We start from the raw sequence: 14,669 nt of genomic DNA on the forward strand, positions 1-14,669 counted from the left end.
TCCACCGCCTGTATTCCCAACCGGCACCCCGCGCCAATCCCCCCGGTACGAACAACGCGCGCCAAGGTCGTAATCGGGCACCGCAACGGAACCCCGCTGTCATAAGGCCGACGATCGATGAGAAAAAGATCGTGAGCCGCTCTGGCAGGACAAACAGGAGGGACAACCGCGATCGACCGGCTCCGGGAACTAGCTGAGACGGACGTCATTACGTATTCTTCCGGAGCGCACGCCACGGGCGATCCGGTCGTTTCCCCCTCCAAGAGGGCCGGAGTCACGGGCGAGACGCTGATCGTTCCCTGCCGAACCCCTCGGGCGGAGCTTGATGAGAAGCCGCAACTGGTCGATCCGTTCGAAGATCATCGCGATGGTCGCGGTGCCGCTGTCCGCACTGCTCGCGATCTGGATCTTCGCGACCGCGGTGACCGCCGGCCCGGCCTTCACGCTGCTCAACGCGCGGGACGCGGTGCAAAGGCTGGGTGACCCCGGCCTGCGGCTGATCACCCAGTTGCAGCGCGAGCGGCACTTCTCGGCGATCTACCAGGCCACCACCCGCCCGGCGAAGACCGAGCTGGACCGGGAACGCGGCGCCACCGACCTGATCCTCGACGAGTTCAAGCGCCAGGCCGCCGCCACGGACATGACCGAGGACCTCCGCTCCGAGGTCGACACCTTCTTCAGCAGGGTGAACGAGCTGCCGGCGCTGCGTCAGGAGGTCGACGCGCGCAAGACCAGCTACCTCTATCTGGCCCAGAAGTACGACACGATCATCGAGGTCGCGTTCGACGTCTCCCGTACCGCCGCGGTCTTCTTCCACGAGCGGGTGGACCGCGAGGTCCGTGGCGTCATCGCTACCTTCCGGGGTCTGGAGTACCTCAGCCGCATCGACGCGCTGCTGGCCGGTGCCAACGCCGACGGCCGCATCGACGCCAAGACCCGCCAGGTCCTGATCGAGTACATCGGCATCGAGCGTTACCTGCTCGTCTCCGGTGTGGCCGACATGCCGGAGAGCGTGCAGAACGACTACGCCCGGCTGGTCACCCATCCGACCTTCATCGATCTCGACATCATGCAGAACAAGCTGCTGGCGCAGAGTTACACCGGTGGTCCGCCACCGGTGTCCGGCACCGAGTGGCAGCACGCCTATGACTACGCGGCCCAGGAGCTGAGGCTCTTCGGTGAACGGTCGATCCAGCAGGTGTCCCGCGACGCCGTCCCGTTCGCGGTGGACATCCTCGGCAAGCTCGGCGTCGGCGCGATCCTCGGCCTGGTCGCCCTGGGCGCCTCGGTCTACGTCTCGGTCCGCCTCGGCCGCTCGCTGGTCGGCCGCCTGATCCGGCTGCGGCGCGACGCCCTGGAACTCGCCTCGGAACGGCTGCCCTCGGTGGTGCGGCGCCTGCAGCGCGGCGAGATGGTCGACGTGGACGTCGAGACGCCGCCGCTGGAGTACGGCGCGGACGAGATCGGCCAGCTCGGCCATGCCTTCAACAACGTGCAGCGTACGGCCGTGCAGTCCGCGGTCGAGGAGGCCAACGTCCGGCGCGGCATCAACGAGGTCTTCCTCAACATCGCCCGGCGCAGCCAGACGCTGCTGCACCGTCAGCTGTCGCTGCTGGACAAGATGGAGCGTCGCGAGACCGACCCGCAGGAGCTCGAGGACCTCTACCGCGTCGACCACCTCGCCACCCGCATGCGGCGGCACGCCGAGGACCTGGTCATCCTGGCCGGTGCGGCCCCGGGCCGCGGCTGGCGCAACCCGGTGCCGGTGATCGACGTGGTCCGTGGCGCGATCAGTGAGGTCGAGGACTACAAGCGGGTCGACATCCGGACGATTGCCACGTCCGCGCTGGTCGGCCGTTCCGTCGGTGACGTGATCCACCTGCTCGCCGAACTGATCGAGAACGCCGCGTCGTACTCCCCGCCGCACACCCGGGTCCAGGTGACCGGCCAGGTTCTGCCGAACGGCTACGCCGTCGAGATCGAGGACCGCGGCCTGGGCATGACGCCGGAGGCGATCGAGGTGGCGAACCGGCGTCTGGTCGAGCCGCCCGACTTCGACCCGGCCGACAGCGCCCGGCTCGGGCTGTTCGTGGTGGCCCAGCTCGCACAGCGGCACAACATCCGGGTCTCGCTGCGCGCGTCGGCGTACGGCGGAATCACCGCGGTGGTCCTGCTTCCCGGTGAGCTGGTCTCCGGCCCGGGTACCGGCGGTCAGCCCATGCCGCCGGGCCCGCTGGTGGGCTCGGGCAACGACGACCCGTCCCGCGACTCGCTGGCGGCCCTGCAGTGGCAGGGCAGCGGTGAGCTGCGGCAGGTCACCGCAACCGGCCGCCGGAGCGCGTCGGACGACACCCCGGCCCCGGCGGGCGCCGGCACACCGGCACTCAACGGTCATCACCGGTCGGTCCCGGAGCTCACCGGTCCGGCGCCGAGCACGGTCGCGGCCGAACTGAGCGCGGAGGGGCTGGTGCAACGCCGGCGGACGCGCAAGCCCACCCTGCCGGCGCCGGCCGTGAACGGCTCCGCCGAGGCGGACAAGACGATCGATCTGTCGGTGCTGGACGAGTTGGCGGCGGGTCTGCCGGGCGGCGTGCCTCGGGCGGTGCCGCGGAACTCGGCGCCCGCCGATCTCGCGCCGCCTGCCGATCTTGCGCCGCGTGCCGATCTCGCGCCGCCGGCCGCCGATCTCGCCTCGCCGGCCGTCGGCATCGCTTCACCGGCCGGGGTGAAGGGGACCACCGAGCCCGTCGGGGAGAGGACGGGGGAGATCGTCATCGGCGACGACGGCCTGCCCCGCCGGGTCCGGCAGGCGAATCTGGCGCCGCAGCTGCGTGCGCCGGTCGTGGAGGCCGAGTCGACTGTTCCCGCGCGGAGCCCGGAACAGGTGCGTTCCTTGATGAGCGCCCTGCAGCTGGGTACCAACCGTGGTCGCGCCGATGCGGCCCGGGAGGAGCCCGGTGCCCCCGGGCCAACGGCCGGCGGACACGCCGCGGAGCCTGACGACGCGACGATCTCCGATGCGGCTACCGTCAGTTTTCCGGCTCTCGCGGACTCCGCGGTGGGCGGGAAGAAAGCACCATCCGGGCCGGAGGCCGGCGTGAACGGCGAACACGCCGATGGTCCCGGGGAGAACCTCATGCTGGAGAAGGACGCATAGTGGCACAGACGAAGCAGAGCGCGAATCTCACCTGGCTCCTCGACGACCTCGTCGAACGCGTGCCAACCGCACAGCAGGCGGTGGTCCTCTCGGCCGACGGCCTGATGCTCGGTTCCTCGGCTGCGATGGACCGCGAGGACGCGGAGCATCTCTCGGCGATGGCGGCCGGATTCCAGAGCCTGGCCAAGGGGGCGAGCCGGCATTTCGAGGCCGGCCAGGTCCGTCAGACGGTGGTGGAGATGGAGGAGGCCTTCCTCTTCGTCACCGCCGCCGGACAGGGCGCGTGCCTGGCCGTACTCGCGTCCGCCGACGCCGATCTGGGCCTGATCGCCTACGAGATGGCGATGCTTGTCACTCGGGTCGGCCAGACCATGGCCGCCCCCGAACGGACGGTACTGACACCGTCCGATGTCTTCTGAGCAGCCGCGTGTGACTCACGACTGGCTGGACAACGACGCGGGCCCGGTGGTGCGCCCCTATGCGATGACCCAGGGACGCGTCGCCCCGGCGGACTGTGACTTCGACCTGGTCGCGTTCGTCGTAGCGACCGTGCCCGACCTCATGTCGGGGCAGCAGTTGCAGCCGGAGCACCACGCCATCGTGGCCGCGGCCTGGGAACCGATCTCCGTGGTCGAGCTGGCTTCCCAGCTCGACCTGTCGGTCGGCGTCGTCCGGGTCTTTCTCGGTGATCTACGCTCAGCGGGTCTGATCTCACTGTACGAACCCCCGGCTGCAACCCAGCCGCATGACGTCGACGTACTCAAGGCGGTTGTCAATGGACTCCGTGCGCTCTGACCGCAACGGCGGATCGTCGCGCATTCCCGTAGCTCTCAAGATCCTCATCGCGGGTGGGTTCGGAGCGGGCAAGACCACAATGGTCGGATCGGTCAGTGAGATCCGGCCGTTGCAGACCGAAGAGGTCCTGACCGGTGCCGAGGGCGCCGACGACGTCTCCGGCGTGGAGACCAAGACCACCACGACGGTCACCATGGACTTCGGCCGCATCACCATCACCGAGGATCTGCAGCTCTACCTGTTCGGTACGCCGGGGCAGGATCGGTTCTGGTTCCTCTGGGACGAGCTGTCACAGGGCGCGCTCGGTGCCGTGGTGCTGGCCGACACCCGGCGGCTGGCCGACTGCTTCCCGTCGATCGACTACTTCGAGCAGCGCGGCACCCCGTTCGTCGTGGCGGTGAACTGCTTCGACACCGAGCACCGCTACGCGCCGGAGGCGGTCGCGCGGGCGCTCGACCTGGACCCGGGTGTGCCGGTCGTCCTCTTCGACGCCCGTGATCAGGGTTCCGCCCGCAACGTGCTGATCGAGCTGGTGGAGTACGTGGCCCGCCGTCAGCTGGCCGCGGCCGCGAGCCGCTAGAGGTAATCCGGGCCCGGGGCCGGTGCCTCGGCCCGGACCGGCACCTCGGGCGGGACGCAGATCAGCCACGGCGCCAGGCGTTGCAGCGTCCTGGGGCGCAGCAGTCCGCGGAGCACCAGGTCCTCCGGACCGCGGTACGGCCCGTTCTCGTAGCGGTCGACGGCGATCCGGTGCGCCTCGATCGGGTTCATACCGTGCAGCCGGGCGATCTCCTGTGCCGGAGCGTGGTTGAGGTCGACCAGGCCGCCGTCGTCGAAGGAGCGCATGAGATCGGGCCTGCCGATGCCGGCCTGACGGGCCGCGGCCGGGTGGAACGTCGCGTACATCCGGGCCAGCTCCCGCTGGGCGCGGGAGCGCCGGGAGTCGCCGGGGTGGGCGGCCAGTAGCGCGCCGTGGGCCGCGGCGACGGCGATCAGGGCGAGTGCCAGGAGGATCCCGATCGTCTCGGCGTCCGAGAGGAGTGCGGCGTCCGGGTCACTGGGGTCGATCATCTCGAGGACGAGTACGCCGATGACCGCGAGGAAGTAGCCGGAGGCGACGAGTGCGTCGCGGGCCGTGCGCCGCTGGAACGCCGCGTAGGCGAAGTAGAGCCAGCTGCCCAGCGAGCACGTCACGAGCGGCAGCGCGGCGGCGAGGATCACCTCGGCCCAGGAGAATCCGTGCCGGCGCGGTGCGAACGGCAGCCCCGGCATCAGCGCGTGCGGTGGAGGCGCCGGCGAGTACGGCTGGACGGCCGCCGGCATCGGGTCGGACGGCGGCCGGGGAGCCGGGATCTGCACGGCCGGAATCTGCACGGCCGGAATCGGGGGTACCGGCATCGGTGCGGCGGTGACCGGTGCGGCCGGTGGCGGTGACGCCGGTGGCGTGGCGACCGACGGTGGTGGTGCCGAGGGTGGCACGGCCGGTGGTGCCGCCGGTCCGGGGAACGGCTCGTTGCGCAGGATCCGCCGGTGCGTCTCCTGCAGGCGTTCGCCCGGTTCGACGCCCAGTTCGGCCAGAAGGTACTCGCGGGCGTCCCGGAACACGGCCAGCGCCTCGGCCTGCCGCCCGCTCCGGTGCAGCGCGATCATCAGCTGCGCCCGCAGGCCCTCGCGCAGCGGGAACTCCTGCACCAGGCGGGAGAGTTCGGAGACCAGCCCCGCGAAGCCGCCGCGGGACAGTTCGATCTCCGCCCACATCTCCCAGGCGCTGGCGCGTTCCTCGACCAGCCGCGTCCGTGCGGAGTCGAAGACCGGGCCGGTCAGGCCGCCGAGCGCCTCACCGTTCCAGAGTTCGAGGGCGAGCCGGGCGATCCGGGCGGCCTCCTCGAGATGACCGGCCCGGCGTTCGGCGTCGGCGCGGGCCAGCCCGTTGCGGAAGTCCTCGGCGTCGAGCGAGGTCGCCCGCAGCACATAGCCGCCGTCGGTGAGCGCGAGCAACTCGCCGGGAGTGCGCGGGGACCGGTCGGGGTCCAGGACCCGCCGCAGACCGGCCACGTACTTCTGGACGACGTTGGTGCCGTTCTCCGGTGGATCGTCGCCCCAGACCGCGTCGACGATGCGGTGGGTCGGGACGGGCCGGCCCGGGTTCAGCAGCAGCACGGCGAGGACGGCCCGCTGTTTGGCGGGGCCCAGATCGAGCTGCCGGCTTCCCCGGAAGGCGCGGACCACGCCCAGGATCTCGAAACGCAGCGGGCTGGCGGCCGCTTCCCCGTTCATCGGCACCCCCTGTCTGAGCTGCGGTTTCCCTTTTCCGGCAGCAGAACCGCAGCCGGCAGCAGCATAGCCGCAGCGCATCGGCAGTCGTCTTCTGGAGGCTTCGTCCCATCAAACGCATTGCGTACCCGCCGTGAGGAAGACGAATTGATGAACGTTCTCGCCAAGCGCCTGGCCGCGACCGGCGCACTGTTGATCGGCGCTGCCGGCCTGACCGCCTGCGGCGTCACCGAGACGGTTCAGGAGACGGTCGAGGAGGTCTCCGCGACCACCACGCTGATCAAGGGTGTCCCGACCACGAGCACCCCGGTGTTCCACTACACGATCAAGGGCGGTGTATCGCCGTTCTCCGGTGTGGTGGACGCGCCGAACAAGGCGATCACCAGTGATTTCGTCCAGGACATCGAGGAGGGTGGGTTCACCCTCACGATGAAGTTCCTGGTGGTCGGGAAGCAGGCCTGGGCGAAGATCTCGTTCGGCGGCGCTCCGGCCGGTTCCGGCCTGCCCAAGCTGCCGAGGAAGTGGATGAAGCTGGATTCGGGGAAACTGTCCGCCGGCTCCTCGGAGGATCTCACCTACAACGGTGAGAGCGACCCGGGCTACGTGAGCACGCTGATCGAGTCCGCCACCGGCCTCAAGGAGACCGGAAAGGGCGTCTACGCCGGTACCACCGACCTGACCCGGGCGACCGAGGCGGAGATCGTGGACGACGCGACCCTCAAGGCGCTCGGCGAGCAGGCGAAGGCCGTACCGCTGGAGCTTGCTCTGGATTCCGAGGGCCGGATCACCAAGGCCGTCGTCAAGATCCCGGCCGCCGGCAAGGTGAAGGCCGGTACCTACGAGGTCGTCTACGACCGGTACGGCACGGCCGCCCCGGTCAAGGCACCCATCGATGTGGTCGCTGCCCCGGCCGCCGCTTACGAGCTTCTGAACGGCTGACCGGGCACGGCTGACGACACCACCACCGGCAGCGCGGGCGATAACGGGGGTCCGCGCCGCCGGGGGTGGTGTCGTGCCGTGCGTTCTCCCGGTTCTGTGATGGGATCGGGGACATGGGTTCAAACCATGAGTACGTCTTCGTCGGCTGCTACACCGGTGACAAGGGGGGTGAGGGGGACGGCATCACGCTCCTGCGGCGTGACCCGGGGACCGGGGAACTGACCCGGCTGGGACTGGCCGCGCGGACCTCCTCGCCCTCCTTCCTCGCACAGCACCCCACCCTTCCGGTCCTGTATGCGGTGAACGAACTGGACCACGGCACGGTGTCCGCCTTCGCGGTGGCGCCGGACTGCTCCCTGATCCCGATGACGACCCGCTCGACCGGCGGTTCGGATCCGTGCCACCTGGCGGTGACCGCGGACGGCCGGCATCTGGTGGTCGCGAACTACGCGAGCGGTTCGGTCTCGGTGCACCCGCTCGACGCCGAGGGTGCCCCGGGCGAGCGCAGCGACCTGCTCACCCTGACCGGTTCGGGGCCGGACGCCGAGCGCCAGTCCGGTCCGCACGCCCACCAGGTGGTCCCGGACCGCAGCGGGGCCGACGTCTTCATCTCCGACCTGGGGTCGGACCGGGTGTGGCGGTCCCGCCTGGACCCGAACACGGGCCGGCTGGGCCTGCCCGAGGTCGCGGTCGAGGCCAAGCCCGGCACCGGCCCCCGCCATCTGCTCCGCTCGGCCGACGGCGCCCTGCTGCTCGTCGGCGAGCTGAGCGGAACGCTCAGCTGGTACCGGCCGGCCGGTGGCCCGCTGCTGGAGCAGCGCGGTGAGACGGCCGCCAGCACCTCAGCCGGGCCGGTCTATCCGTCGGAGATCACGATGGGGCGGGACGGGCGATTCGTCTATGTGGCGAACCGGGGCCCGGACACGGTCTCGGCGTTCGCCTGGGACGGCACGGAGGCGAGTCTGGTGGCCGAGGTGCCGGTCGACGGGGTGTGGCCGAGGCACATGGTCCTGCTCGGTGATCACCTCTACGTAACCAATCAACGTTCACACAACGTGACCGTTTTCCGCATCGACCCGGAGACCGGAATTCCGGGCGTCCAAGGTGAACCGACCGGTGAACCGAGCCCGACCTGCCTGCTCCGCTGGAATCCGGCGATGAACAGGCCATAACGAAGATCGGACACTTCGGCGTGTCGGTGACTATTGGCCTCAAACCCGGCACGCCGCAGGTCAAACTTGGCACCCTCCGGCAGGGCGACGTCACGCTCCGTGCTTTCTAGATCGGGAAGCGCCAATCTGAGTAATTTTCGTCCGAACGTATATGGCATTCAGCTTCGGACATGCGCACTATAGATCGCGTGTCTGGCCGCCATCGTAGAAACTTCAACTCAAAGGGAGCGGGCGTCGTCGGAGGTGCGATGGCGATAGTCGTCGTAATTGCGGGGACGTACCTGGGCTACCAGCAGTTCGCCAACTCGTCGTGCACGGGTTCCGTGAAACTGTCCGTTGCCGCCGCTCCCGAGATCGTGCCTGCCGTCAAGACGGTCGCCGATCAGTGGACCAAGGCGGGCGCCGCTGTTGACGGCACCTGCATCGCGGTCGACGTCACCGACGAGCTCCCCGGGACCATCGCCAGTGCGGTGAGCCGCGACCACTCCGTCGCGCTCATCGGTCTGCCGCCGGCACCCGACGCCGTGCAGGCCCCCGATGTCTGGATCCCGGACTCGTCGACCTGGCTGCTGCGCCTGCAGACCGAGGCCGCCGGCTTCCTGCCCCGCACCGCCACCTCGGTCGCGCAGAGCCCGCTGGTCCTGGCGATGCCCGAGCCGATCGCGAAGCAGTTCGGCTGGCCGAACAAGAAGATCGGCTGGACCGATCTGCTGGCGAACTTCAACACCGCCGAGCCGATGCAGGTCGGCATCATGGACCCGACGCAGGACGCGTCCGGCCTGACCAGCCTGCTGGCACTCAGCCAGGCGTCGAGCTCGGTCGCCGGCGCCAACCCCATCGAGGCTCTGAAGGCCAAGTCACGGGCCCTCACCGCGCTGGACAGCAACAAGGCCCTGCTGCGTGAGGAGCTGCTGGCCAAGTTCCCGAAGTCGGAGAGCGACCTCAACGGTCCCAACACGGTGAGCGCGGCGCCGCTGTCCGAGGAGGACGTGGTGGCCTACAACGCCGAGCGTCCGGGCATCCCGCTCAGCGCCATCTACATGGATCCGAGCCCGGCCCCGCTCGACTACCCGTACACGATCATGCCGCAGGTGGTGGACTCGAAGAAGTCGCAGGCCGCGGACGCACTCCTCGACCAGCTGCTCGACGGCGGTTCGAAGAACGCGCTCGCCGCCGCCGGTCTGCGGGCCCCCGACGGCACCTACGGCGCCAACTTCCCGGCTCCGATGGGCGCGCCCCAGGCGTCCCCGGCCGTCACCGCCACGGCGACCAAATCCGCCGACGGCAAGGCCGCGTCGGCCGCCCTCACCGGCGCTGACCTGAGCGCGGTGGTCGGTGGCTGGATCGCCACCACCAAGCCCGGACAGGCGCTGACCGTCTTCGACACCTCCGGCTCGATGGCCGAGCCGGTGCCGACCGCCGGTGGCAAGAGCCGGGCGCAGGTGACCCAGGAGGCCGCGAGTGTCGGCCTCTCGCTCTTCAGCAACAAGTGGTCGGTCGGTGTGTGGCGGTTCTCCACCAACGAGTCCGGCACCAAAGCCTGGAAGCAGCTCGTCCCGATCACCTCTCTGGTGCGGGGCCGGGAGGAACTGCAGGACTCGATCAACGACCTGGACCCGAAGGAGAACGGTGGCACCGGTCTCTACGACACGGTCCTCGACGCCTACCTGCACGCGAAGAAGAACTACTCCGCGCAGAAGATCAACTCGGTGATCCTGTTCACGGACGGCGCCAACGAGAACTCCGCGGGCCTCACGAAAGACCAGGTCGTCGCTGGTCTCAAAAAGGCGCAGGACCCGAAGAAGCCGATCCGTCTCGTGCTCATCGGCATCGGGGACAAGGTCAGTGTGGAAGAGCTGAAGATGCTGCGGGACGCGCTCCCGAACAGCAACAGCGGTGTCTTCCTCGCACCCGACCCGACCCTGATCACCAGCATCTTCGCGCAGGCCATCGGCTCGCGGACCGGCGTCATCTAGGCACCGCCACCACCAGACACATCAGCGGCCGCCGTCTTCCGGGACGGCGGCCGCCGCTTTTCCGGCCTCTTTCCCTTTGCGGTACGGGAGACGCGCGCGACGTTCGCGGGAACTCAGGCGAACCGGCGGAGCCAGGCCGCGGGATCCTCCCGTACCGCCCGGATTACCGTGTCGGCAGCGCCACGCATCGCCGCATCCGGCCCGAGGGCCGCCGCGCGTAACGTGACGGGGGCGAGGCCCGAGGTCAGCACCCGCGCCCGCAGTTCGGCCTCGATGCCCTCGCGCAGCGACGAGAAGATCGGGGCGTAGGCCCCGCCCAGCACGATGACCGGCACATCCAGCAGGTTGACGACAGCGGAGAGCGCGATTCCCAGGGCCGCGGCGGCCCGTGGCTGGTCCTCGGTGAGCGCCTCCTGTCCGGCGTACTGCTCGAGGCAGCCGCGCGCACCGCAGCGGCAGGCCCGTCCGTCGGGATAGACCGTGACGTGCCCGATCTCGCCGCTCCAGCCGCGCACTCCGCGATACAGCTCACCGTCGATGACCAGCCCCGCGCCGATGCCGATCTCACCCGAGACGTAGAGGAACGAGTTGCCCGGTGACCCGGTGCCCGCGCCGTCGCGACCCGGTTCCCGCGGGTCCGGGATGCCGCCGGTCACCCGCAGCTCGCCGAGAGCTGCCAGGTTGGCCTCGTTGTCGACGGTGATCGGCAGGTCGGTGAGTTCCGGGACGGCGCGCAGCGCGGCCACCGCGTCCACGTCCTGCCAGGCCAGGTTCGGCGCGACCCGGACCAGGCCGCCGGCGACCAGTCCGGGCACGGCGAGCGCGGCCCCGGCGACGACGAGCCCGTCGGCCTCGGCCGCGAGCCGCGCGGTGGCGGCCAGCCGGCCGAGTGCGGTGAGCGCCTGTGCGGGGTCGGCCGGGCGCTGGTCGGCGTGCTCGACGTGGCGGTGCCGCACGGCGCCGGTCAGGTCGACCACGCAGGCGGCCAGATAGTCGACGTTGATCTCCAGTCCGAGCCCGGCCGGGCCGGTGGAGGTGAGGGCGAGTCCGACCGCGGGACGCCCGGCGCCGATCCGTGGTGGCGGGTCGACCTCGACCAGTAGTCCGCCCGCCACTAGATCGTCGACAAGGGCAGAAACGGTCGCGCGAGTGAGGCCGGTGGCTGCCGCCACTGCCGCCCGCGATGGCGGAGATGTGCTGTTCGCCACGATGTGCAGCACTAGCGCGAGATTATGGGCCCGCACGCTCGCCTGCCGCACCGGAGTCGTGGAAGGGCTCAACACGCCCTTGACAGTGCCATACCCCGGTCAAATAATTCAACCACTAAACAATTTCCGGGAGGTTACCCGTGTCCGTCCAGCCCACTCGTGACGACAAGTTCTCCTTCGGCCTCTGGACCGTCGGCTGGCAGGCCCGCGACCCGTTCGGTGACGCGACCCGCCCGGCCCTCGACCCGGTCGAGGCGGTCCACAAACTCGCCGAGATCGGTGCCTACGGCATCACGTTCCACGACGACGACCTCGTCCCGTTCGGCGCCGACGCGCAGACCCGGGACGGCATCATCGCCGGCTTCAGGAAGGCGCTCGACGAGACCGGCCTGATCGTGCCGATGGTCACCACCAACCTGTTCACCCACCCGGTGTTCAAGGACGGCGGCTTCACCAGCAACGACCGTTCGGTCCGTCGCTACGCGCTGCGCAAGGTGCTGCGCCAGATGGACCTCGGCGCCGAGCTGGGCGCCAAGACGCTGGTCATCTGGGGCGGCCGTGAGGGCGCCGAGTACGACTCCGCCAAGGACGTGCAGGCCGCCCTCGACCGCTACCGCGAGGCGCTCAACCTGCTCGCGCAGTACTCCGAGGACCGTGGCTACGGCTTCCGCTTCGCCATCGAGCCCAAGCCGAACGAGCCCCGCGGCGACATCCTGCTCCCGACCGCCGGTCACGCCATCGCGTTCACCCAGGAACTCGACCGGCCCGAGCTGTTCGGCATCAACCCCGAGGTGGGCCACGAGCAGATGGCCGGCCTCAACTTCACCCAGGGCATCGCCCAAGCGCTGTGGCACGGCAAGCTCTTCCACATCGACCTGAACGGCCAGCACGGCCCGAAGTACGACCAGGACCTGGTCTTCGGCCACGGCGACCTGCTGAGCGCGTTCTCCCTGGTCGACCTGCTGGAGAACGGCGGCGTCGACGGGGCGCCCGCCTACGAGGGCCCGCGCCACTTCGACTACAAGCCGTCGCGGACCGAGGACTTCACCGGCGTCTGGGAGTCGGCCAAGGCCAACATCCGGATGTACCTGCTGCTCAAGGAGCGGGCCAAGGCGTTCCGCGCCGACCCCGAGGTGCAGGAGGCGCTGGCCGCGGCCAAGGTCGCCGAGCTCGGCAAGCCGACCCTGAACCCCGGCGAGACCTACACCGACCTGCTCGCCGACCGGTCCGCGTTCGAGGACTACGACGCCGAGGCCGCCGGCGCCCAGGGCTACCACTTCGTGAAGCTCAACCAGCTGGCGATCGAGCACGTCCTCGGGGCGCGGTAGGCATGGTCGACCGCTCCGAGCGGCACCCCGAGTGCCGTAGGAACATGCCGCGGGAGGCTGGGTAATGGCTCTCGTTGCCGGGATCGACAGCTCGACGCAGTCGTGCAAGGTCGTGATCCGAGACGCTGAGACCGGCAAACTGGTCCGGCAGGGCCGTGCCTCGCATCCGGACGGCACCGAGGTGCATCCGGATGCCTGGTGGGCCGCGCTCCAGCAGGCGATCGAGGAGGCCGGCGGCCTGGACGACGTGGCCGCCGCCTCGGTCGCCGGGCAGCAGCACGGCATGGTCGCGCTCGACGAGAACGGCGAGGTCGTCCGGCCGGCGCTGCTGTGGAACGACACCCGCAGCGCCGGTGCGGCCGCCGACCTGATCGAGGAGCTCGGCGGCGGCGACAGGTGGGCGGACGCGGTCGGTATCGTGCCGGTCGCCAGCTTCACCCTGACCAAGCTGCGCTGGCTGGCCCGCAACGAGCCGGACAACGCGGCCCGGGTGGCGGCGGTCTGCCTGCCGCACGACTGGCTGACCTGGAAACTGTCCGGAAGCTCGGACATCTCCCAGCTCAAGACCGACCGCAGCGACGCCAGCGGCACGCTCTACTGGTCGGCGAAGACCAACCAGTACCGGCACGACCTGCTGGAACTCGGGTTCGGCCGGGACCTGATCGTCCCCGAGGTGCTCGGCCCCACCGGGATCGCCGGGCACCTCCGTAACGGTGCCCCACTGGGCCCGGGCGCCGGGGACAACGCCGCGGCCGCCCTCGGCACCGGCGCGGCCCCCGGTGACGTGATCGTCTCGATCGGTACGTCCGGCACGGTCTTCGCCTCCTCGGAGGTGGCGCCGAACGACCCGACCGGGACGGTGGCCGGATTCGCCGACACCACCGGCCGGTTCCTGCCGATCGTGGTCACGCTGAACGCCGCGCGGGTGCTCGACGCCGCCGCCAAGCTGCTCGGCGTCGATCACGACGAGTTGTCACGGCTCGCGTTGTCGGCTACGGCCGGTGCGGGCGGGCTGGTCCTGGTGCCCTACCTGGAGGGGGAGCGAACCCCCAACCGGCCGGACGCCACCGGCTCGATCCACGGGCTCACGCTGCGGACGTCGACCCCGGCGCACCTGGCCCGGGCCGCTGTCGAGGGCATGCTCTGCGCTCTCGCCGACGGTCTCGACGCACTTGTCGCGACCGGTGCCGAGGCGAACCGGATCGTCCTGGTCGGTGGCGGGGCACGCAGCGAGGCGGTCCGCCGCATCGCGCCCGCGCTCTTCGGCAAGCCGGTCGTGGTACCGCCGCCCGGTGAGTACGTGGCCGACGGCGCGGCCCGGCAGGCGGCGTGGGTGACCGCGGGCGGCGGGCTCCCGCCGGTCTGGTCCGCGGAGACCCCTGAGGTGTACGAGGCGGACAGCGTCCCGTTGATCCGCGAGCAGTACGCCGCCGCCCGCGGCTGAACCCCCAGCTGTGCACCACCGCTGTCTCAGCCGTCCTGAGGCAGCGGTGGCTCGCAGCGGGATCTGACGTGGCGTGGCGCTGCTCCGGGCGTACCCGCGAAATTTCTTGAAGTTTTTGTTGTCGCCCTGCGATCGCGGCATCTACGTGCACAGGAACACCGGTCGATCCCCCTCGGCCGTCATCCCCAGCACGTAAGGAAGGACCGCAGTGGCAGAGAGAAAGTTCCGGACACGGAAGCTGCTCGGTGTCGCGGCCGCACTGGTCGTGCCCACCGGACTCATCGGGCACTCGATGTTGCCGTCGAACGCGGCGACCGCCCCGACGGCCGGTACGACGTATCAGCTGATCGTGAAGAAGAGTGGCAAGTGCATCGAC

Annotated in this window: 11 protein-coding genes; 9 read left to right on the top strand and 2 right to left on the bottom strand. The window is 70.1% G+C overall.

What is annotated here, in order from left to right; all coding sequences use genetic code 11:
- Positions 1 to 325: 325 nt before the first annotated feature.
- The 4 genes from AB0G04_RS31745 to AB0G04_RS31760 are packed head-to-tail and all read left to right on the top strand — an operon-like array spanning position 326 to position 4,532.
- Entirely contained in the window at positions 326 to 3,157 is a 2,832-nt protein-coding gene (locus AB0G04_RS31745; RefSeq protein ID WP_360990181.1) for a nitrate- and nitrite sensing domain-containing protein, read from the top strand.
- The gene (locus AB0G04_RS31750; RefSeq protein ID WP_360990206.1) at positions 3,154 to 3,576 is read left to right on the top strand and encodes a roadblock/LC7 domain-containing protein; all 423 of its coding nucleotides are present in this window, start codon (positions 3,154 to 3,156) and stop codon (positions 3,574 to 3,576) included. The genes AB0G04_RS31745 and AB0G04_RS31750 overlap by 4 nt, the downstream gene beginning before the upstream one ends.
- Positions 3,566 to 3,952, top strand: coding sequence for a DUF742 domain-containing protein (locus AB0G04_RS31755; protein WP_360990184.1), 387 nt, complete (start codon positions 3,566 to 3,568; stop codon positions 3,950 to 3,952). Before AB0G04_RS31750 ends, AB0G04_RS31755 begins: the two co-directional genes overlap by 11 nt.
- Positions 3,933 to 4,532, top strand: coding sequence for an ATP/GTP-binding protein (locus tag AB0G04_RS31760; protein WP_360990186.1), 600 nt, complete (start codon positions 3,933 to 3,935; stop codon positions 4,530 to 4,532). The genes AB0G04_RS31755 and AB0G04_RS31760 overlap by 20 nt, the downstream gene beginning before the upstream one ends.
- On the opposite strand, the gene AB0G04_RS31765 is transcribed toward AB0G04_RS31760, so the two are convergent.
- Entirely contained in the window at positions 4,529 to 6,229 is a 1,701-nt protein-coding gene (locus tag AB0G04_RS31765; protein ID WP_360990189.1) for a BTAD domain-containing putative transcriptional regulator, read from the bottom strand. The genes AB0G04_RS31760 and AB0G04_RS31765 overlap by 4 nt on opposite strands.
- A 147-nt stretch (positions 6,230 to 6,376) precedes the next feature.
- Here AB0G04_RS31765 and AB0G04_RS31770 point away from each other — a divergent pair, with 147 nt between their 5' ends.
- The 3 genes from AB0G04_RS31770 to AB0G04_RS31780 all read left to right on the top strand — a co-directional run bounded on the left by AB0G04_RS31770 (position 6,377) and on the right by AB0G04_RS31780 (position 10,313).
- Complete coding sequence (locus tag AB0G04_RS31770; RefSeq protein ID WP_360990192.1) at positions 6,377 to 7,165, top strand: hypothetical protein; 789 nt, start codon at positions 6,377 to 6,379, stop codon at positions 7,163 to 7,165.
- A 113-nt stretch (positions 7,166 to 7,278) separates the two neighbouring features.
- Entirely contained in the window at positions 7,279 to 8,337 is a 1,059-nt protein-coding gene (locus tag AB0G04_RS31775) for a lactonase family protein (RefSeq protein WP_360990195.1), read from the top strand.
- Between the two features lie 248 nt (positions 8,338 to 8,585).
- The gene (locus AB0G04_RS31780; protein WP_360990198.1) at positions 8,586 to 10,313 is read left to right on the top strand and encodes a VWA domain-containing protein; all 1,728 of its coding nucleotides are present in this window, start codon (positions 8,586 to 8,588) and stop codon (positions 10,311 to 10,313) included.
- A 113-nt stretch (positions 10,314 to 10,426) separates the two neighbouring features.
- On the opposite strand, the gene AB0G04_RS31785 is transcribed toward AB0G04_RS31780, so the two are convergent.
- On the bottom strand, positions 10,427 to 11,557 hold the full coding sequence (locus AB0G04_RS31785; protein WP_360990208.1) for an ROK family transcriptional regulator: 1,131 nt from the start codon (positions 11,555 to 11,557) through the stop codon (positions 10,427 to 10,429).
- A 104-nt stretch (positions 11,558 to 11,661) separates the two neighbouring features.
- On the opposite strand from AB0G04_RS31785, the gene xylA reads away from it, so the two are divergent.
- Positions 11,662 to 12,849, top strand: a complete 1,188-nt coding sequence (gene xylA, locus AB0G04_RS31790; RefSeq protein ID WP_360990201.1) for a xylose isomerase — start codon at positions 11,662 to 11,664, stop codon at positions 12,847 to 12,849.
- A gap of 64 nt (positions 12,850 to 12,913) precedes the next feature.
- A complete protein-coding gene (xylB, locus tag AB0G04_RS31795; RefSeq protein WP_360990203.1) occupies positions 12,914 to 14,293 on the top strand; it encodes a xylulokinase in 1,380 nt (459 codons plus the stop codon).
- Positions 14,294 to 14,669: the final 376 nt, after the last annotated feature.

It is taken from the genome of Actinoplanes sp. NPDC023801 (assembly GCF_040639655.1).
GTDB lineage: Bacteria > Actinomycetota > Actinomycetes > Mycobacteriales > Micromonosporaceae > Actinoplanes.